17 protein-coding genes are annotated in these 20,690 nt (G+C 46.8%); 15 read left to right on the top strand and 2 right to left on the bottom strand.

The window, feature by feature from the left end:
* Positions 1-108 precede the first annotated feature (108 nt).
* From V1L65_RS00620 to V1L65_RS00550, 15 genes are all read left to right on the top strand, one after another.
* Positions 109-3,777 carry a DNA polymerase III subunit alpha gene (locus V1L65_RS00620; protein ID WP_331697103.1) on the top strand — a complete coding sequence of 1,223 codons (3,669 nt, stop codon included), beginning with the start codon at positions 109-111 and terminating at the stop codon, positions 3,775-3,777.
* Between the two features lie 80 nt (positions 3,778-3,857).
* Positions 3,858-4,349, top strand: a complete 492-nt coding sequence (locus tag V1L65_RS00615; RefSeq protein WP_331697102.1) for a phosphatidylglycerophosphatase A family protein — start codon at positions 3,858-3,860, stop codon at positions 4,347-4,349.
* A 93-nt stretch (positions 4,350-4,442) separates the two neighbouring features.
* Positions 4,443-4,631, top strand: a complete 189-nt coding sequence (locus tag V1L65_RS00610; RefSeq protein WP_331697101.1) for a glutamate decarboxylase — start codon at positions 4,443-4,445, stop codon at positions 4,629-4,631.
* 35 nt (positions 4,632-4,666) lie between these two features.
* On the top strand, positions 4,667-5,533 hold the full coding sequence (accD, locus tag V1L65_RS00605; RefSeq protein WP_331697100.1) for an acetyl-CoA carboxylase, carboxyltransferase subunit beta: 867 nt from the start codon (positions 4,667-4,669) through the stop codon (positions 5,531-5,533).
* Positions 5,526-6,587 (top strand): acetyl-CoA carboxylase carboxyltransferase subunit alpha, encoded by a 1,062-nt coding sequence (locus tag V1L65_RS00600; protein WP_331697099.1) that lies wholly within the window; start codon positions 5,526-5,528, stop codon positions 6,585-6,587. The genes accD and V1L65_RS00600 overlap by 8 nt, the downstream gene beginning before the upstream one ends.
* Positions 6,588-6,700: 113 nt before the next feature.
* On the top strand, positions 6,701-8,452 hold the full coding sequence (pyk, locus tag V1L65_RS00595) for a pyruvate kinase (protein WP_331697098.1): 1,752 nt from the start codon (positions 6,701-6,703) through the stop codon (positions 8,450-8,452).
* Between the two features lie 548 nt (positions 8,453-9,000).
* Positions 9,001-9,471, top strand: a complete 471-nt coding sequence (locus tag V1L65_RS00590; RefSeq protein WP_331697097.1) for an acyl-CoA thioesterase — start codon at positions 9,001-9,003, stop codon at positions 9,469-9,471.
* A gap of 11 nt (positions 9,472-9,482) precedes the next feature.
* Positions 9,483-9,875, top strand: coding sequence for an FxsA family protein (locus V1L65_RS00585; RefSeq protein WP_331697096.1), 393 nt, complete (start codon positions 9,483-9,485; stop codon positions 9,873-9,875).
* Positions 9,876-10,103: 228 nt separating this feature from the next.
* Positions 10,104-11,216 (top strand): citrate synthase, encoded by a 1,113-nt coding sequence (gene citZ / locus V1L65_RS00580; protein WP_331697095.1) that lies wholly within the window; start codon positions 10,104-10,106, stop codon positions 11,214-11,216.
* A 123-nt stretch (positions 11,217-11,339) separates the two neighbouring features.
* Positions 11,340-12,635 carry an NADP-dependent isocitrate dehydrogenase gene (gene icd, locus V1L65_RS00575; RefSeq protein WP_331697094.1) on the top strand — a complete coding sequence of 432 codons (1,296 nt, stop codon included), beginning with the start codon at positions 11,340-11,342 and terminating at the stop codon, positions 12,633-12,635.
* 158 nt (positions 12,636-12,793) lie between these two features.
* Positions 12,794-13,741: a malate dehydrogenase gene (gene mdh / locus V1L65_RS00570; RefSeq protein WP_331697093.1), complete on the top strand. Its 948-nt coding sequence runs from the start codon at positions 12,794-12,796 to the stop codon at positions 13,739-13,741.
* 96 nt (positions 13,742-13,837) lie between these two features.
* Positions 13,838-16,021 (top strand): DNA helicase RecQ, encoded by a 2,184-nt coding sequence (gene recQ, locus V1L65_RS00565; RefSeq protein ID WP_331697092.1) that lies wholly within the window; start codon positions 13,838-13,840, stop codon positions 16,019-16,021.
* Positions 16,022-16,117: 96 nt separating this feature from the next.
* Entirely contained in the window at positions 16,118-16,543 is a 426-nt protein-coding gene (locus V1L65_RS00560; protein ID WP_331697091.1) for a hypothetical protein, read from the top strand.
* Between the two features lie 101 nt (positions 16,544-16,644).
* A complete protein-coding gene (locus V1L65_RS00555; RefSeq protein ID WP_331697090.1) occupies positions 16,645-17,601 on the top strand; it encodes a sugar kinase in 957 nt (318 codons plus the stop codon).
* On the top strand, positions 17,586-18,386 hold the full coding sequence (locus V1L65_RS00550; RefSeq protein WP_331697089.1) for a DeoR/GlpR family DNA-binding transcription regulator: 801 nt from the start codon (positions 17,586-17,588) through the stop codon (positions 18,384-18,386). Before V1L65_RS00555 ends, V1L65_RS00550 begins: the two co-directional genes overlap by 16 nt.
* 76 nt (positions 18,387-18,462) lie before the next feature.
* On the opposite strand, the gene nagA is transcribed toward V1L65_RS00550, so the two are convergent.
* Both nagA and nagB read right to left on the bottom strand, forming a co-directional pair.
* Positions 18,463-19,647 (bottom strand): N-acetylglucosamine-6-phosphate deacetylase, encoded by a 1,185-nt coding sequence (gene nagA / locus V1L65_RS00545; protein WP_331697088.1) that lies wholly within the window; start codon positions 19,645-19,647, stop codon positions 18,463-18,465.
* Positions 19,647-20,372, bottom strand: a complete 726-nt coding sequence (gene nagB, locus V1L65_RS00540; RefSeq protein WP_331697087.1) for a glucosamine-6-phosphate deaminase — start codon at positions 20,370-20,372, stop codon at positions 19,647-19,649. Before nagB ends, nagA begins: the two co-directional genes overlap by 1 nt.
* Positions 20,373-20,690 lie beyond the last annotated feature (318 nt).

Genomic DNA, 20,690 nt, shown 5'->3' with positions numbered 1-20,690 from the left:
ATCACCTCACTATAATCCCTACACTACCATTGTATGGGCGTGTCCACCCTGAATATGATAAACTGAGAATAACAATATTCGTGATTTTAGCGGAAAGGATTGAATGAGATGAAAGGCATGAACGTTGAAGATGTCATAGACGCTCAATCCTTCGTGCATTTGCACGTTCACAGCGAGTACAGCTTGCTCGATGGCGCTGCAAGAATTCGTGATCTGGTTGATCGTGCCGCTGAGCTGCAAATGGAGGCGCTTGCGCTTACTGATCATGGCGTACTGTACGGCGCAATACCTTTTTACCGAAAGTGCCGCGAGAAGGGGATAAAGCCGATTATCGGCTGCGAGCTATACTTGACTACCGCATCGCGCTTTGAGAAAGGCAGCCGCAAGGAAAATCCGATTTACCATCTTACTGTGCTGGCCAAAAACAAGATCGGCTATCAAAATTTGATGAAGCTTTCATCTATTGGCCATCTGGAAGGCTTTCATTATAGACCGCGTGTAGATCTGGAAAGTCTAGCGGCTTATTCAGAAGGTTTAATCTGTTTAAGCGGCTGCATGGGGGGCGAGCTGTCTCAACTGGTGCTGCAGGATAAACTGGAGGAGGCGGCTGCCGCCGCAGCAAGATATAAGCAAATTTTCGGCGATGACTTTTACTTGGAGCTGCAGGATCATGGAATACTGGAGCAGAAGCGGATAGCCCAGCATCTGATCCAATTGTCTGAGCAGCTTGATATTAAGCTGGCAGCAACGAATGACGTCCATTATTTGCGCAAGGAGGACGCTGCGGTACAGGATGTGCTTATTTGCATTGGAACTGGAAAAACAGTGCAGGATGAGGAAAGAATGCGCATGACGACTAATGAGCTTTATTTGCGCAGCAAGAGCGAAATGGCCGCTTTGTTCCAGCATGTCCCGCAGGCGATTTCCAATACGGTCGAAATTGCCGACAAATGCTGTCTGGTGCTGGAATTTGGTCAAGCGTTACTGCCTGTATTTGAACCTGTGCCGGAAGGCAGCAGCTCTGCGCAATATTTGGCCAAGCTGTGCGAGGATGGGCTGCATCAGCGCTATGCCACCCTGCCGCAATGGCAAGCGGATGAAGCTTTTGTTCGGACGGCGAGGGAAAGGCTTGCTTATGAGCTGTCTGTTATTGAGACGATGGGGTTTAGCGATTATTTTTTAATCGTATGGGATTTTGTTAGATTTGCACACGAGAAAGGCATTCGAACCGGTCCGGGCCGCGGATCATCGGCCGGCAGCATCGTAGCTTACGTGCTCAATATTACAGATGTAGATCCGCTGAAATATAAATTGCTATTTGAACGCTTCCTTAATCCTGCTCGGATTACGATGCCGGATATCGATATTGATTTCAACGATGAGCGCAGAGATGAAGTGATTGCTTATGTCGCAGCCAAGTACGGCGAAGAGCATGTGGCGCAAATCATTACATTTGGTACTATGGCCGCGAAAGCAGCAGTCAGAGACGTGGGACGGGCGATGAATGTTCCGTTTCAGGAAGTGGACCGGACGGCCAAGCTGATACCCAACCAGCTTGGCATTACGCTGCCGGAGGCGCTGCGCGCCAGCTCTGAGCTTAAGGAGGTATATGAGCGGCAGCCTAGAAGCCAGGCGATGCTGCAGATGGCGATGAAGGTCGAAGGCATGCCGCGCCATGCATCTACCCACGCCGCCGGCGTCGTTATTTCGCGAGAGCCGCTTACCCACTATGTTCCTTTGCAGTCTGGCGGCGAGCATAGCCCGTTAACGCAGTATTCCATGGAGCATCTGGAAGCAATCGGACTTTTGAAAATGGACTTTTTAGGTCTTCGCACCTTATCGATTGTGGAGCGGACCATCAATTGGATTCATGAGCTTTACGAGCAAGAAATCGACTTTCGCCAAATCGACGATGCCGATCCGCTTACGTATGCCATGATTGGCAAAGGCGAAACAACAGGCATCTTTCAAATGGAGTCCGCCGGCATGCGAAGGGTGCTGCGCGAGCTTAAGCCTACTCAATTCGAGGACATTATTTCGGTGCTTGCCTTGTACCGGCCTGGCCCGATGGAGTTTATACCGAAATATATTGCGGCCAAGCACGGCAAGGAGCAGATCGTTTATCCGCATCCGACGCTTGAGCCGATATTACAGGACACGTATGGCATTATCGTCTATCAAGAGCAGATTATGCAGATTGCTTCGACGATGGCTGGCTTTTCGCTTGGAGAGGCGGACCTGCTGCGCAGAGCGGTATCCAAAAAAAATCGTGAAATTTTGGATGAGCAGCGCGGCCATTTCGTAAGCGGAAGCTTGGAAACCGGCTATTCAGAGTCTGATGCTAATCTAGTGTACGATATGATTGTACGGTTTGCTGATTATGGCTTTCCGCGCGCGCATGCCGCGGCATATGGCGTGCTTGCCTTTCAGACAGCCTGGCTGAAGGCGCATTACCCTATAGCGTTTATGGCCGCGATGCTGACGTCTGTAACGGGCAATTTCAGAAAAATAGCTGAATACGCCGATGAATGCCGGCGGATGGGCTTTGCTGTATTGCCGCCTGATATTAATACAAGCTTTGTTACGTTTACACCTGCTGAAGAGGGGATACGCTTTGGACTGGCTGCCGTGAAAAACGTTGGTAAGCAGGCAATCGAAGCGCTGCTGCAGGCCAGAAGCGAAAGAGCTTTCGACAATTTGCTCGATTTGTGCAAGCGGGTTGACCTGCGCGTTGTGAATAAGCGGGTGCTTGAGTCGCTAATTCAGGCAGGCGCATGCGACAGCCTGCCCGGTCATCGCTCGCAGCTGCTTGGCGGGCTGGAGGAGACGATAGAAGCAGCTCAGAAATGGCGCAAGGAAAGCGAGGAGCTGCAAATTGAATTGTTTGGCCTGGAGGAAGTGCAGAACTGGGATGTCGAGCTGCCCGACGTAAGGCCGTTTTCTCTAAGCCAAAAGCTGGAACTGGAGCGCGAGCTGCTGGGCATGTATTTATCCGGTCATCCGCTTGACGACGCAGCGGCTCTTCTTGACCCGCTGGAGCTTGACAGACTCATCGATTTGAGCGATGCGGCGGACGGATCAATTGCTGTTATTGGCGCTATGGTGGCGGATCTCAAGCCATTTACGAATAAGAAAGGCAACGCGATGGCTTTTCTCAGCCTGGAGGATCGCGTCATGCGCGTGGAGGGCGTTGTTTTTCCAGCAGTATGGAAAAGAACCGCCGACAAGCTGGCGAAAGGCGAAATCGTCATTGTTCAAGCGACGGTGCAGCATGAAGAAGAGGATTACAAGCTGCTTATTGAGCAAGTGCTTCCGATAAGCCCTCATGATCCGGCGCTTGACCAGAAGGTACGCCAACTGAAACGGCAAGCGGACGCGCGCGGTGCACGCGAGCGCTCAAGCCAGGATGCTGCTGGAAAAGCTCCGATGAAGGAAAGCGCAAGCAGCCAGTTGCGTCAGTCACCACAGCAGGATTTGCAGGCGGGGAAGCTGCAAGAAAGAAGCAGGGAGCCAGACCGCACGCAAGAGCAGGCCAAAACGCGCAAAGATGCAAGAAAGTTATTTATAAAAATTACAGCAGAACATGATTATCCGGAACAAATGCAGCGTCTCAAGCAACTGCTTACGAGCTATGGCGGCGAGCTGGATACGATATTGTTTTATGAGCATAAGCAGCAAATGATCGCCCTTAATGAACAATACCGCGTCAGTCCGTCCCAAAATTTAATAGCAGCCATCGAGCACTTGCTCGGACAAGGCACTGCAGTTATAAAGTGAAAAATAAAGCTTCTTCATGCACAATCCAACATCTCCTAGCATAAGCATAGAGATACAAGCAGCGAAAGAGGGATGATTGGATGAAAGAAATAGAGAAGCTATTGGAAAAACGCGGCGTTGCTTTGCAGGATATGGTTGATATCGTGTTTTCGTTGCAGCATCCTTATAATGCGAATTTGACTAAGGAAGAGTGCTTGAACAGCATACATTCTGTCATTGCCAAGCGTGAGGTGCAGTATGTATTATATACGGGCATAGCACTGGATGAGCTGGCGGAGAAAAAGCTGCTGCCTGAGCCGTTGCAATCGATTATGGAGCGCGATGAATCGCTTTATGGCGTAGACGAAACGCTCGCGATGGGAATTACGAATGTTTATGGCATGATTGGGCTGACGAGCTTTGGTTATTTGGACAAGGTCAAGCCAGGAATTATTCAAAAGCTGAATAATAAAGGCAGCCATATTCATGTGTTTTTGGATGATCTCGTCGCAGGAATCGCAGCGGCAGCTTCAGCTAGAATTGCACATAAGGACCCAAAAGCGCAGTTATATCATTTGCCCGATTCGCTATGACTATGTTATCATTGTGTAATATATGACCATTGACGGGAATGGGTAAGTTTGAATGGTACGCTTTGCTTTAGCAAAGTTTCAGGGGGTACTAAGATGTGGACAGTAATTTACATCGCGCCGACGGCTAAAATGGCAGAGAATATCAATAAGAGGCTTACGGAGGAAGGTTTTTTAGTGAAAATCCGCCCCGTCAATCTGTCTAAACAGCAATATGAGATTCTTGTGCCGTCAGGTGAACTTGAAGAAGTTCAAGAAGTTTTTAATGCAATTATGCGGCCGTAAAAGAACATAACTATTGCTCCTTGAGAGGTGTCAAAGTGCAAATTAAGGACTTATTTTCGAAGAAAAAATATGCAACAATTCCATCGGGAAGATCCAAGCGAGACATACCTGAAGGATTAATGAATAAGTGCGCCAAATGCGGCACCATTCAGTACAGCAAGGAACTGGAAAAAAATCTTAAGGTATGCTCCTCCTGCGGGCATCATTTTCGTTTGAGCGCTTTCGAGCGCATCGCTATGATAATGGACGATGGACATTTTGTAGAGTACGATCCAGACATGGAGTCTTTGGATCCGCTTGAATTTCCGGGCTATGTCAGCAAGCTTGAGCAGCAGAAGAGCAAATCGGGCTTGCGAGACGGGGTTGTTACGGGAGAAGGCGCAATCGGAGGCTTTTCTGTCGTTGTAGCTGTCATGAGCTTTGACTTCTTCAGTGGAAGTATGGGTTCAGTTGTAGGCGAGAAAATTACTAGAGCGATAGAAGCTGCTCATGAGAAGCGTCTGCCGCTTATTATTTTCTCAACCTCGGGCGGCGCGCGCATGCAGGAAAGTATTTTGAGCTTGATGCAGATGGCAAAGACGAGCGCAGCATTATCCAAATTCCAAAGCGACGGCGGTCTCTTTATTTCAGTCTTTACCGACCCGACGATGGGCGGAGTGTCTGCAAGCTTTGCGAGCGTAGGTGATTATATACTTGCTGAGCCTGGCGCTTTGATCGGATTTGCGGGCCGTATCGTGATCGAGCAAACGATTCGCCAGAAGCTTCCTGACAACTTTCAGACGGCGGAATTTAATTTACAGCATGGGCAGATCGACAAGGTCGTTCACCGCAAGGATATGAAACAGATGCTAACGAAGCTGCTTGATATGCACTGTGTAAGGGAGGGAGCGACTCATGGCTAATGAGCTGCCATTTGAGAAGCCAATTAACGATCTGCGTCAAAAAATTGTTGAGCTGAAAAGCTTAAGCGAAGACAAAGGGATCGACTTCACAGAAGAGATTTTACGGCTGGAGGAACGCTGTAAGCAGCTGGAGCACGAGTTGTATAGCGAATTGACCGCTGCACAAAAAATGCATATGGCTCGTCATCATCAGCGCCCTACCTCGCTTGATTTTATTCATAGTATTTTCGAAGATTTTATCGAGCTGCATGGCGACCGTTTGTTTGCGGACGATCTAGCCATTGTAGGCGGACTAGCTAAGCTTAATGGGGTGCCTGTTACCGTTATCGGGCATCAAAGAGGTAAAGATACACGCGACAATATTGCCAGATTTTTTGGCAGTCCCCATCCGGAAGGATTCCGCAAAGCATTGCGACTAATGGAGCAGGCTAACAAATTTAATCGCCCAATTATTACATTCATTGATACTAAAGGCGCATATCCTGGCAATACTGCTGAAGAGCGGGGACAGTCAGGTGCTATTGCTTATAATTTACGTGAGATGGCAGGCTTTGGCGTGCCTATCATTTGTGTCGTTATCGGCGAAGGCGGCAGCGGCGGCGCACTCGCGCTCGGCGTGGGCAATCGTGTACTGATGCTTGAAAATGCGATTTATTCTGTAATATCTCCAAATGGAGCTGCTTCCATTCTGTGGAAGGATGCCTCGAAAGCGGATCAAGCGGCGGAGGCTATGAAAATTACAGCGAAGGACTTGCTCGAGTTTGGCATTATCGAGCAAATTATTGACGAGCCTGAAGGCGGAGCGCATCGCGATTTAGCTTTCCAGGCGGAACAGGTGAAAACTGCGGTATGGGAGCATCTTCAGGAGCTGCTTGCAATGGACAAGGCCCAGCTTATTGAAGACCGTTATGAAAAATTCCGCAAGATTGGCTATTATCAGGTTGTAACTTCTGAGCCGATCCCGCAGCAGCATGAAGAAGCGATCAGCCACGAGGATGAAGCCGAACAGTCGAATGACACAGGTACGGAGACCGTGCACACGACCTTAACATAATCTAAATATGTCGAGTCTTCGAATCTTTGTACTTATCACTGTACAAGCTTTATGAATCGTGTAATGATAGAATTGAAAATGAATCTAAAGGTATGCAACGGAGGAAATAACAAATGCGCAAAACGAAGATTGTTTGTACAATTGGACCTTCCAGCGAGTCGTTGGAAAATACGAAAAAGCTAATTCAAGCAGGAATGAACGTAGCGAGATTGAACTTTTCGCATGGAGATTTCGAAGAGCACGGCAACAGAATTAAAAACATTAAATTTGCTAACGAGGAAATGGGAACTTCTGTAGCTATATTGCTTGATACAAAAGGCCCAGAAATTCGTCTAGGTTCTTTGAAAGAAGAGTATGAGTTAATTCAGGGCGAAGAAGTTACGCTTACAACAGAAGAAATTGTCGGCGATAACAAGCGTATGCCTGTAACTTATAGCAACCTGCCAAATGATTTGACAGTCGGCGCTACAGTTCTCATTGACGATGGCTTGATTGGTCTTTCGGTTGAGCGCATAGAAGGTACGGAAATTTATTGCCGCGTCATTAACAGCGGTCCTGTAAAAAGTAAAAAAGGCGTAAACGTTCCAGGCGTGAAAATTTCATTGCCAGGCATTACTGAAAAAGACGCGAACGATATAATTTTCGGCATCGAGCAAGGCATCGATTTTATTGCGGCATCCTTTGTCCGCAAAGCAAGCGATGTTCTTGAAATTCGAGAATTGCTGGAGCGTCATAACGCAAAGCATATCCAAATTATTTCTAAAATCGAGAACCAAGAGGGCGTAGACAATCTGGATGAAATCATCGAGGTTTCTGACGGACTTATGGTAGCCCGCGGCGACCTTGGTGTAGAAATCCCGCCAGAAGAGGTTCCTCTAGTTCAAAAAAATATGATTAAAAAATGTAACCGCGCAGGCAAGCCGGTTATTACAGCTACGCAAATGCTTGATTCCATGCAGCGCAATCCGCGCCCGACACGTGCAGAGGCTAGTGACGTTGCCAATGCGATCTTTGACGGTACAGATGCGATTATGCTATCCGGTGAAACAGCTGCCGGCAAATATCCGGTCGAGTCCGTACAAATGATGGCTCGCATTGCGGAGCGCGCAGAAACAGCTCTTGAGTATCAGGAAATTTTCTTGAAGCAAGCTAGCGCGCAGCAAATGTCTGTAACAGAATCAATCAGCCAATCTGTAGCGAATTCTGCGCTTGAGCTAGATGCTAAGGCAATTATTACCTCTACTCAAAGCGGATTTACTGCTCGCATGGTTTCCAAATACCGTCCAAAAGCTCCAATCATCGCTGTAACTACTGATGAAAAAGTTATGCGTCATTTGGCGCTTTCATGGGGTGTAATGCCGCTTAAAGGTACAGATGCGGATACGACGGATGAAATGTTCGAAATTGCAGTTAAAAACACGCTTGCAACAGGCCTATTGAGCCTTGGCGATACAGTAGTGATTACAGCTGGTGTTCCGGTTGGACGCGCTGGCACTACTAATCTGATCAAAATTCACCACATTGGCGAATTGCTTGCAAAAGGTCAAGGTATCGGCAGCCAATCTGCAACAGGCAAAATTGTCGTTGCTACTAACCCTCAGGAAGCCATCGAAAAACTATCCAAGGGCGACATTCTTGTAGCGGTTTCTACGGATAAGGATTATATGCCGGCGTTCGAGAAAGCTGGGGCAGTTATTACAGAGCAGGGCGGAATTACAAGCCATGCTGCAGTATGCGGACTGAACCTTGGTATCCCGGTAATTCTAGGCGTTGATAATGCAATAGAAATTTTGAAAGACAATATGGAAGTAACGATTTACGGAGAAACAGGCTTTATCTACTCCGGTCAATCAAAAGTTATGTAATCATATACCCAATCGAAAGTGATTGGATTTGCAAAGCTCTCCTGTTCATCTAAGATGCGGGAGAGCTTTTTTAAATTGCACGAATTTATAACACAACTTTCGGTGCGACCAAGCCTAGGTTGTGAAGGTTAGCAGGTGGAAATCCTGCTTTAATTGTGGGCAACTATTAAAAAGCAATAAGAAAGGGGAAACGGAGAGCAAGAATGGGAATGGAGAAGCGTCAGCGTCCGCCTTTGTAGGCCAATTCTATCCTAAACAGGTTTTATTTATTAAGAAAAATTGGACTACAACAGCGGTCGTAATCCCAATCTTGATCGCAGTGGCACCCCTTTTTATTGCTTGTTGCCATATCTACAATTAACCGATAATCTTTGCTGCCTCTAAATTGCGATTTTGGGCGTAATAACAGAACGACTGACCAGTTAGTTAGATAGACAACCGATATATCGGGGATAAGGCAACACATAATTTTAGTTAATAAATTTGAAATAGCACCGCCAAATTTATTATGATAGAAGAAGATGGCGGAAGGAGGCATCAAACCGGCTATGGCAACGAATTGGCAACTGCACCCGCTGCGGGTGCGCTATCAGGAAACGGATCAAATGAGTGTCGTTTTCCATGGCAATTATGTAACCTGGTTTGAAATTGGACGAACGGAATGGATTAGAAGCAATGGTTTTTCCTATAAAGAGATTGAGCAGCGCGGCTTGCTGCTGCCGGTTATAGATTTACATTGTAAATTTATTATGCCCGCTAAATACGATGATCAAATTATTATTTGCACTCGAGTAACGGAGTGCAGCCCATTGCGCATTCATTTTGAATCGCAGATTAGAAGGATCGGGCAGGCATCTGATTATGAGCAGTGGAGTTTGAGCGGCAAGGAGCAGCTGCCGGGCGAGCTGCTGGTCGAAGGCGGTACGAATCACGTTTGGGTGAATAGCAGCTTTCAGCCAGTAAGGCTGAGCAAGGCTTGGCCTGAGCTCTATCAATTAATGAAGGATATTACAGGATAGGCGGTGGCATTATGAAAAAATGGTGGTTGCTGCTCATCATTATACTTCCAGTTACCGAAGTATGGAGTATTGCGCAAATGAGCAATTGGATAGGCGGATGGCTTACACTTTGGCTGCTGCTTGCGATAGCTGTTATCGGCATTTACAGCATTCGCGTATTTGGCGCCAGATCATGGCAAGCCATGATGCAGCAGTTTGCAAATGGGAGTCCGCCGGGATATGCGATGCTGAACAGCATATGCATAATAGTTGGATCTGTATTGCTGATTATTCCGGGCTTTGTGTCTGATATCATTGCAATATTGCTGCTTATGCCGATTACACGTCCGATATTTAAACGCTTCATGCTTGTATGGATTGAGAAATGGATGCGCAGCGGCAAATTTATGATGATGAGACGTTAAAAGGATTGGAAGAACGTGCTTGGACAGTTTTTCAATGGATAATGAGAGCAAACCTGGGGATAATGAGCGCAGCTGACAAAAGCGATTCAAATAAGTAATGATGCTGATAAAGCATTTTTATAGTGATATTGTTCACTTCATTGTCAAAATCATTTATTATTAAAGAGTTGAGAACAAGCACATTCACCATAATGTATTAATTACAATGAGTATAAAGGAGAGAGTACGATGACAGCAACAAAAGGTCTTGAAGGAATTGTCGCGGCAGCATCATCCATCAGCTCTATTATAGACGGAGTGCTCACCTATCGCGGAATCAATATCGATGATCTAGCAGAAAACGCTTCCTTTGAAGAAGTGGCGTATTTGCTTTGGTATGGCAAATTGCCGAATCGTGCCGAGCTTAATCAGCTGCAGCAGCAGTTGGATGAGTATGCAGCAATCCCGCAACAAGTAATTGATCAAATTAAATTATATCCAAATGGAACAAATTCTATGGCCGCTCTTCGTTCAGCTGTTTCCAGCCTGGCACTTTATGATGAGGAAGCGAACGATATGTCTGCAGAGGCTAATCAGCGCAAAGCGATTAAGCTTCAAGCAAAGCTTCCAACTGTTGTTGCAGCATTTGCTCGTATCCGCGAAGGCAAAGAGCCGGTTGCACCGAAGAAAGGCGTATCCATTGCTTATAATTTCCTTTACATGCTGACTGGCGAGGAACCAGCGGAAGTAGCGGTTAAAGCATTGGATCAAGCGCTAGTGCTTCATGCTGATCATGAGCTGAATGCATCCACCTTTGCTGCTCGCGTAACGGTAGCTACGCTGTCTGATATTTATTCAGGAGTAACTTCAGCTATTGGCGCGCTAAAAGGGCCTCTACACGGCGGTGCGAATGAAGCGGTTATGGTTATGCTGGAAGAGATCGGTTCTTTTGATAACGTTGAGAGTTACATCAACAATGCCCTTGCTAATAAAGTGAAAATTATGGGCTTTGGTCATCGCGTTTACAAAAACGGCGATCCGCGCGCAAAGCATTTGCAGCATATGTCCAAGGAGCTTGGCAAGCTGAAGGGCAATATGGACCTATTCAATATGTCTGTTAAAATCGAAGAGCTTGTAACAGGCCAAAAAGGACTGAAGCCAAACGTAGATTTCTACTCCGCTTCTGTGTACACAAATCTTGGTATTCAGCGCGATTTGTTTACGCCAATTTTTGCAATTAGCCGCGTTTCCGGTTGGACGGCACATATTCTTGAGCAATATCAAGATAATCGATTGATTCGTCCTCGCGCAGATTATGTAGGACCTTCGAATGTGAAGTATGTTCCAATCGAGGATCGCTAAGCGGCGTCTGCCCAAAGGGCGGCGAAGCTTTTATCCTTGAGCAGTATTAACTGCAATAACGTTAAACATGTTATACTAGTATAGTATGTTAGCTTTACCACAATGTTTAGGAGGAATTTATTCATGGCTAAGTTCGAGAAATACGCTTTGCCGACTGAAGGCGAGCAAATCTCTATTGACAACGGTGTACTGCAAGTACCTAATAATCCTATCATTCCTTTTATCGAAGGCGACGGAACAGGCCGCGATATTTGGCGCGCTTCCAAGCGTGTGTTGGATGCAGCTGTAGAGAAAGCTTATAGTGGTTCCAAAAAGATCGCTTGGTACGAAGTATTTGCAGGCGAGAAAGCATTCAATGAATTCGGCGAGTGGCTGCCAGCAGATACGCTTACAGCAATTCGTGAATATATCGTAGCTATCAAAGGTCCTCTTACTACGCCAATCGGCGGCGGTATCCGTTCTTTGAACGTTGCGCTTCGTCAAGAGCTTGACCTATACACTTGCCTTCGCCCAGTACGTTATTTTGACGGTGTACCTTCACCTGTTAAACGTCCTGAGCTTGTTGACATGGTTATTTTCCGTGAAAATACAGAAGATATTTATGCAGGTATCGAGTATGCAGAAGGCTCTGAGCAAGTGAAAAAAGTAATTGCTTTCTTGCAAAATGAAATGGGCGTTAACAAAATCCGTTTCCCTGAAACGTCTGGTATCGGCATTAAGCCAGTATCTGCAGAAGGTTCAAAACGTCTTGCACGTGCAGCGATTGAATATGCAATCAAGCATGGCCGCAAGTCTGTTACTTTGGTTCACAAAGGCAACATCATGAAATTTACAGAAGGCGCGTTCAAAAACTGGGGCTATGAAGTTGCAGAGCAAGAATTCGCTGACAAAACATTTACATGGGGCCAATACGACCGCATTAAAGAAGCTGAAGGCGTTGACGCTGCTAACAAGGCGCAGGCAGAAGCTGAAGCAGCAGGCAAAATCATCGTTAAAGATGCGATTGCTGACATTGCGCTTCAACAAGTACTTACACGTCCAACGGACTTCGATGTTATTGCAACATTGAACCTGAACGGCGACTATCTATCCGATGCGCTTGCAGCACAAGTTGGCGGTATCGGCATCGCTCCTGGAGCAAATATTAACTACTTGACTGGACATGCTATCTTTGAAGCGACTCATGGTACAGCTCCGAAGTATGCGGACAAAGACGTAGTTAACCCAGGTTCAGTTATTTTGTCCGGCGTAATGATGCTTGAGCATCTTGGCTGGCAAGAAGCTGCTGACCTTATCTACAAAGGTATGGAAACATCGATCAACAACAAAACTGTAACTTATGACTTCGCTCGCTTGATGGAAGGCGCAACAGAAGTGAAGTGTTCCGCATTCGCTGACGAAATCATCAAAAATATGTAGTAAAAGCCCGGTAAGCCTGATGATTGGCATCGATTCGCGGCAATAGAAACTTTCGCATCAGAAGCTGCTTGAGCAAAGGCAGCTTCTGATGCATCGTTGTCCACCATCCGCGAACCGGGACATGGCACAGGCAACATTATTGCGGGAGGAACTTACTGATGGCAATTAAACGTAAAAAAATCACAGTAGTCGGCGCAGGCTTTACAGGTGCTACAACAGCGCTTATGCTTGCGCAAAAGGAACTTGGAGATGTTGTGCTTGTAGATATCGCTCCGCTTGAAAATCCTACAAAGGGTAAAGCGCTGGATATGCTGGAAGCGACTCCTGTTTTAGGCGTAGACGCAAATATTACGGGAACAGCAAATTATGAGGATACGAAGGATTCCGACGTCGTTATCATTACTGCTGGTATCGCTCGTAAGCCGGGCATGAGCCGTGACGACCTTGTGAATACGAATGCAGGCATTGTAAAATCTGTTTGTGAGAATGTAAAGGCAACAAGCGCCGACGCTTATGTAATCATTCTTAGCAATCCGGTTGATGCCATGACTTATGTAGCGTTCCAAGCGCTTGGTTTTCCTAAAAACCGCGTAATCGGCCAATCAGGCGTTCTTGATACTGCTCGATATTGTACTTTCATAGCACAAGAGCTGAATATTTCAGTGGAAGATGTGCGCGGCTTCGTGCTTGGCGGCCATGGAGACGATATGGTGCCACTTGTTCGTTACTCCAATGCGGGGGGCATTCCAATCGAGAAGCTAATTCCAGCTGACCGGATTGAAGCGATTGTACAGCGCGCTCGTGTAGGCGGAGGCGAAATCGTAAATCTTCTTGGCAACGGAAGCGCATATTATGCTCCGGCTGCTTCTCTCGTTCAAATGACAGAAGCTATTCTTAAAGACAAGAAGCGCATTATTCCAGTGATCGCTTACCTTGAAGGCGAATATGGCTATGACAACTTGTTCATGGGAGTACCGACGATTATCGGCGGCGACGGTATTGAGAAAGTATTGGAGCTTGATTTGACTGCTGAGGAGAAGGCAGCATTAGATAAATCTGCTCAATCCGTTCGCAATGTTATCGATATTGTTATAGCAGGCCAATAATTTTGTAATTAACAAGGCTTAAGGACCCTGACTGTAAGTAGACAGGGTCCTTTCTTTTTGGAAGCCGACCGAAGTTCATGCAAAGGAGGGTGTCTAATGCTTGAACAGGCTAGAACTGCGCTCAAACAAATATATGGCTATGATTCTTTTCGTAAGGGCCAAGAACAAATTATTGAAAGTGTTTTGCAGTATGAAGATGTGCTTGCGATACTGCCGACCGGAGCAGGAAAGTCTATTTGCTATCAAATACCTTCGGTGCTGCTGCCTGGAACGACGCTGGTTATTTCGCCGCTAATATCGCTGATGAAGGACCAGGTAGACAGTCTAAGGCGAGTAGGGGTCAGCTGCGCTTATTTGAACAGCTCTCTGACAGCCGCGGAATATCGTTCAGTAATTGAACATGCCATTCACGGGGAATACAAGCTGCTTTATATAGCACCCGAGCGTTTGGATGCCCCATTATTTCAACAGCTGCTCGATCAATTGCATATACCGCTTATTGCTATAGACGAAGCCCATTGCGTATCGCAGTGGGGCCATGATTTTCGCCCAAGCTATCGCCAATTGGCTGCTCGCATAGGACAATTGCAGCAGCGGCCAGGCATCGCGGCGTTTACAGCTACGGCGACTCCTGAGGTAGCGCGGGATATAAGCAGTATGCTTCGCCTGACAGAGCCGAAAATTTATGTTACTGGCTTCGCTCGTCCAAACCTGAGCCTGTCAATTGCAAATGCTGATGATAAGGAACGCTATTTGCGCAGCTTTGTGATGGAGCGAAAGAATAGCAGCGGTATAATTTATACGGCTACCCGCAAAGAGACCGAGGCTGTTTATGATAGGCTGATCAGTTGGGGGATTGAAGCCAGCAAATATCATGGCGGCATGAGTGATCGTGACCGCGAGACGTCGCAGGAGCAATTTCGGTTTGGCCAAGTAGCTGTAATGGTTGCAACAAATGCTTTTGGCATGGGTATAGACAAGCCTGATGTGCGATACGTCATCCACTGGCAAATGCCAGGCGATGTGGAATCGTATTACCAGGAAGCAGGCCGGGCAGGGCGTGACGGAGAGGAAAGTGATTGCGTGCTGCTGTTCAGCGCTTCTGATATTCGCATACAGCGCTTCCTTATCGAGCAAGGCACCGGAGAAACTGAGCATAAGGCGATGCAGCAGGCGAAGTTGAATACAATGATTAATTACTGCCGGACAGAAAGATGCCTGCAGCAGTTTATAGCTGATTACTTCGGTGAATCTGCGGTTGAGCCTTGCGGCAAATGCAGCAACTGCCTGGACGAAAGTGAATCTGCCAATCGGACGGAGGAGGCCAGAATGGCTCTTTCCTGCGTAGGCAGAATGCGCGGCCGTTTCGGAGTGACGATGGTAGCCAAAGTTCTTAAAGGATCACGCGATAAAAAGCTGCTGCAGCTAAGACTGGACGAGCTAAGCACTTATGGGCTGATGCGGCATGTATCCGAAAAGGAAATTACAAATTGGATCTATTGGCTAATTGCAGAAGGCTATTTGCGCCTTAGCGAGGGGCAATATCCGACCGTAGCGCTTACAGCCGCTGCGTTGCCGGTGTTGGAGGGCCGAAAGTCCGTCCATCAGCGCACCTCTGCAGTTATAAAGCATGCTGTCAGCACGGCTGCAGCAACGCCTGCGTTTGAAGCGCTTAGAAGCTGGCGTAAAGAACGGGCTGCGGAGGAGCAGGTTCCGCCGTTTATTATTTTTTCAGATGCTACGCTCAGGGAAATTGCCGCAGCGCTTCCCGGTTCGTTGGAAGATCTGCTCGGCATCAAAGGGATTGGAGAAGCAAAGGCGTTTAAATATGGTCCTTCCTTGCTGCCGCTAATAGCACAGCTTGGCTCCGCAGAAGGCAGCAGAACCCAGTCTTTGCCTATTTCGGGTGCTCAGCGAATCGGAGTCACTCCGGCTATGGCTGGACCGGCAAAAGAAAGTATGAGCGACCCAGACAATGCAACTAGCCAAAGTCATGTATTATCTTTGCAAATGTTTAATAACGGAACAGAACTGTCTCAAATTGCAGAAGCCAGAGGCTTGTCTTTGGCCACAGTGGAAAATCATTTGCTGCGCTGTTCAGAAGAAGGCTGCAAGCTCGAATGGGGCAGGCTTTTGACAACTGAACAGGAGATTCTAATTATAAAGGCTGTACATGATCTGCAAACAGACAAGCTGAAACAGCTGAAAGAAAATCTGCCAGAGGATATTACCTATTTTCATATTAAGGCAGCCTTGCAAAAGGCAAGAGAAGAGCAATAATGGCAGGGCAACAGCTTATTGTAACGCTTTATTTGAAAAAAAATATGATTCTGATAAACTACAAGTAGATGTGATTAGAACATAGGAGGAATAAAAATGGGAAATGCAATGCTATTTTTACACGTTTTAGGAGCAGTAGGAATGGGCTTCTATTTAGTTATGCCGTTTTTGATCGGCAGAGCTACCAAGCTTGCAGGCGGCGGACAAGGCGGGCTTGCTGACGGCATGATTACAGCTAACCGTTTTGCTCAATATTTTCTTGTTTTGCAACTGCTTACAGGCGGGTACTTGATTTCCAAGGCAGAGTATTCTGTTTTGTGGATGGTACTGATTGTTGTATTGTTCCTTGCCATTGCAGCAGTTGGCGGAATTATGGCCAAACCGCTTAAAGGCATTAAAGCTGCTATCGAGAGCGGCCAAAGCGCAACAGCTAATATTAACAAGGCTCGTACTATGAGCTATATCGTTTGGGTTTTATTTATTTTAATTCTAGTATTTATGAAATATCCAATGTATAGATAAGACTTAAGAAAGTCCAGTCCAGGCAGTTATGGGAGAAGCTGCTGGATAAGATATCAGCTAGCTTTAGCAAAGGCGTAGCAGAGGATTAGGGGGATCAGACCGTGCAACAATCATCACCGGATATAGTAACATTTGGAGAAACTATGGCGCTGTTTATGCCTGAATCGCACAAAGCCATTGAACGCTCTACTACTCTAGAGCAAGGCTTCGGGGGAGCGGAGAGCAATGTCGCTATCGGGCTTGCCAGACTGGGCGTTTCAGTCGGCTGGTTCGGAGCGCTCGGCAACGACCCATTCGGTACTATCATTGTAAAAACCTTGCGCGGCGAAGGGGTTGACACCTCGCGCGTAATCCGCAGCAGCGAAGCTTCAACTGGCATGATGTTCCGCGAGCATATTGCGGGCAGAATGGCGGTTCATTACTTCCGCAAGCATTCCGCTGCAAGCCGTATGCAGCCAGAGGATTTGGATGAGGATTATATTAAAGGCGCGAAGCTGCTGCACATTACTGGCATCACGGCAGCATTGAGCGAGAATTGCCGCCAAACCGTAACAAGAGCGATACAAATTGCGAAGGAAGCTGGCGTCAAAATCAGCTTCGATCCTAATTTGCGCCTTAAGCTGTGGTCCATTGAAGCTGCACGCGATGCATTGCTCCCGCTAGCTGCAGAGGCGGATTATTTCCTGCCGGGCTGGGATGAGCTGAAGCTGCTGTACAATACGGAAGATTACGAGGCCGTCAAGGAGCAGCTTAGAAAGCTTAAGGCCGTTTCTATTATTAAAGGCAAAGATGACGCGACAATCGTGCTGGACAAGCATTCCGAACAGGCTGTTCCATTTTATAAGGCTGATCAGGTAATCGATACTGTAGGCGCAGGTGACGGATTTTGCGCAGGCTTCCTTGCAGGCATTTCCAAAGGCATGTCTGCTGTGGAAGCGGTTAGACTAGCAAGCATCAATGGCTCCTTAGTCGTTCAAATGCGCGGCGATTGGGAAGCTTTGCCGGAATGGTCCGTTGTAGAGCAATTATTATTAGATAAAGCTTGGGTGGAACGTTAACGATGACAGATCATTCCGCTTCAAAGGGGCAGCGGCGCCGCGAGGCAATTATGCAGCATCTGCGGCAGCATGGACGAATTACAATTCAAGAAATTGTTGAACTGTTTCAATGCTCCGAAGCTACTGCCCGCAGAGATTTGGACCAGCTAGGCAAAAGTCAGCCTATTATTAGAACGATGGGCGGAGCGCTTCATGAAGGGCTTGGAACGCTGAGAGAGCTTCCTTTCTCCGAGAAGGAGCGGCTGTCTATTCTTGAGAAGGAAAGAGTTGCACAGCTGGCTTCTTTGCTGATCAACGAAGGAGACATAGTCGGCTTATCTGGCGGAACGACCAACTTTCTGCTGGCCAAAATTTTAAAGCAGCGCAAAGGAATCACAGTCGTTACCAATGCTGTCAACATTGCCATGGAGCTGGCAGGCAGCAGCATTCAAGTCGTTGTGGCAGGCGGAATCATGCGTCATAACAGCTATGAGCTGTGCGGTCCTCTTGGAGAAGGAATGGTTGCCCAGCTGCATATTGCCAAAATGTTCATAGGTGTCGACGGCATTTCTGCAACGGGCGGCATTTCTAGCTACTCTGAGCAGGAAGCTCATACGGCCAAGGCTCTGATGAAACGCTCACAAGCAACCTTTGCTTTGTTCGACCATACGAAAATTGACCGCACGTCTCTATTTACGATTGCCCATTTGTCTGAGCTGCATGCCGTTTTAACGGATACAGCAGTCAAGGGTGAGCTTGCTGCGGCATTGACCGCTAATAAGGTGCGAATTTATACTACGGATTAAAAGAAGGGGTGTTCCGAAAGCCTGGTTAAGGCTTTTGGGACACCCCTTCTTGATTCATTTGTTTATCCTTGAAATTTTACTTGGTAAAAATCGTGCGGCCCTGCACCCAGGTTTGCTGTACGTTATACTCATTGTCCAGCCATACCAAGTCTGCTCGTTTGCCCGTTTCAATGGACCCGGTTTGATCAAATATGCGCAGCTCGCGCGCCGGATTTCCGCTTGCCATACGGCTGATTTGATTCAAATGAAGGCTCGTATTATTCGCCAAATAGCGAATAGCTCTATTCATAGTCAGGCTGCTGCCAGCCAGTGCATTGCCTTCCGTCAAGCGTGCAGTGCCATTGCTGACTGTAACTGCCAGGCCGCCAAGCTGGTAATTGCCGTCCGGCATACCTGCTGCTTCAATAGCATCTGTTATAATAATAACTTTATCAAGCGGCTTTGCGCGCAGCATCAAATTGATAGCAGCAGGATGGACATGCTCGCCGTCCGCAATTATTTCACAATAAATGCGATCATCAGTCAGCACTGCACCTAGCGTGCCCGGCTCACGGTGATGAAGTCCACGCATTGCGTTGTACGTATGAACAGCGTGAGCAAGACCAGCATCAGCCGCAGCCTTCAGCTCGGCATAAACAGCGTCAGTATGCCCGCAAGCAACAATTATGCCTTGCTCGCTCAGCCATTTGATCGTTTCAATTGCTCCTGGCTTTTCAGGCGCCATCGTAAGCTGTTTGATTTGATCAGGCCAGTTGCTGTTCCATTCCTTCACCCATTCTACGGACGGGGGATGAATGAAGCTGGGATTTTGCGCGCCAGGCCACTTTTCACTAATAAAAGGCCCTTCCAAATGAACGCCGATAAGTTCCGTATAAGGCATCTCTGTACTGCGATATTCAGTTACTGCAGACAATACAGCTTCAATCGCTTCCTTGGAAGCGGTCATCGTCGTAGCAAGCATAGCCGTTGTTCCGTGAGCTGCATGGAAGGATGTAATAGCGTCGAAGCTTTCGCGATTCGCATTCATAAAGTCGCCGCCATTGCCGCCATGAACGTGAATGTCGATAAAGCCAGGCATAAGCAAGCCGCCGTTGCCATCAAGGACAGGCAGGTCCTTCTCATTTGCAAAGGAGGCATATTCCGATTCAGACAAAATGTGCTCAATTTTGCCGTCGGCAACTATGACAGCGCCTTTCGTAACAGCTTCCTCTTGAACGATTTGTACGTTGTTAATAATCCAGCTTGTAGTATTCGTAGTCATTAGACCAACATCCTTCCAGCTTCTCGATCCAAAAGTACAGTAACATTAGCATGCAATTGCAGCAATGAAGCAGGAACCTGAGTCGTGATCGGGCCTTGAAGAGCTTCCTTTACAATAGCAGCCTTGTCTGCTCCTCTGACGATAAGCAATATTTGCTTAGCTTTCATAATTGAACCGATTCCCATTGTCATTGCGTGCTTCGGCACCTCGTCGATTGAACTGAAGAAGCGTGCATTGGCTTGCAGCGTTTTGTCATCAAGCTTAACGACATGCGTTTTATTGGATAAAGAGGTATCAGGCTCATTAAAGGCGATATGACCATTATGTCCAAGTCCCAGTAATTGAATATCAAGCGGCTTCTCATCAAGCTTTCTCTCAAAGCTTGCGCATTCTTCTTCGGCATTTGGAGCCATTCCATCTAGCAAATGAATATGTTCAGCTTGCAAATCTACATGGGAGAATAAGTGCTTATGCATGAAAAAGGAGTAGCTCTGCTCATTGTCAGGAGTAACGCCAACATATTCGTCAAGATTAAACGTATAGGCATCTTTGAAGCTGACTTTACCTTCTTTATAGCTTTCAACAAGATTATTATAAAGTCCGATTGGGGTTGATCCCGTTGCGAGACCTAGAACAGCATCTTTTTTGCGAGCAAGCAATTGTATAAAAATATTTGCTGCATATTCATCCAGCTGCAGCTGTGAATCGAAAATTCTAATTTCCATGTCGTAATACCTCCAGCGAAATGTTGTTAGTTCGAAATGAAGAAGCTTTTTGCCTAAAGGTGAACAATTCTTTCTTCCTCTATGAATAGTTTAATCCAATTAGAGAAAATGCACAATAAAATGATTGAAATAATCATTTTGATGAATGTAAAAATCAAAGACTTTAAAAATACTTCTTTCTACAAACTAATGATAGGGCTTGAAACAAGCATGAAAGGGAATTATATGCTATGCTTAAATAAGAAATCATGAGAATTATGAGAGCATATAAATGTATAATTTGGACAGCTGGAATCGGAGGGATGCGGCTTGAGCGAG

Source organism: Paenibacillus sp. IITD108, assembly GCF_036541265.1.
Classification (GTDB): Bacteria; Bacillota; Bacilli; order Paenibacillales; family Paenibacillaceae; genus Pristimantibacillus.
The sequence above is the reverse complement of the archived record's forward strand: the minus strand, read 5'-3'. Positions and strand labels throughout refer to the sequence as shown.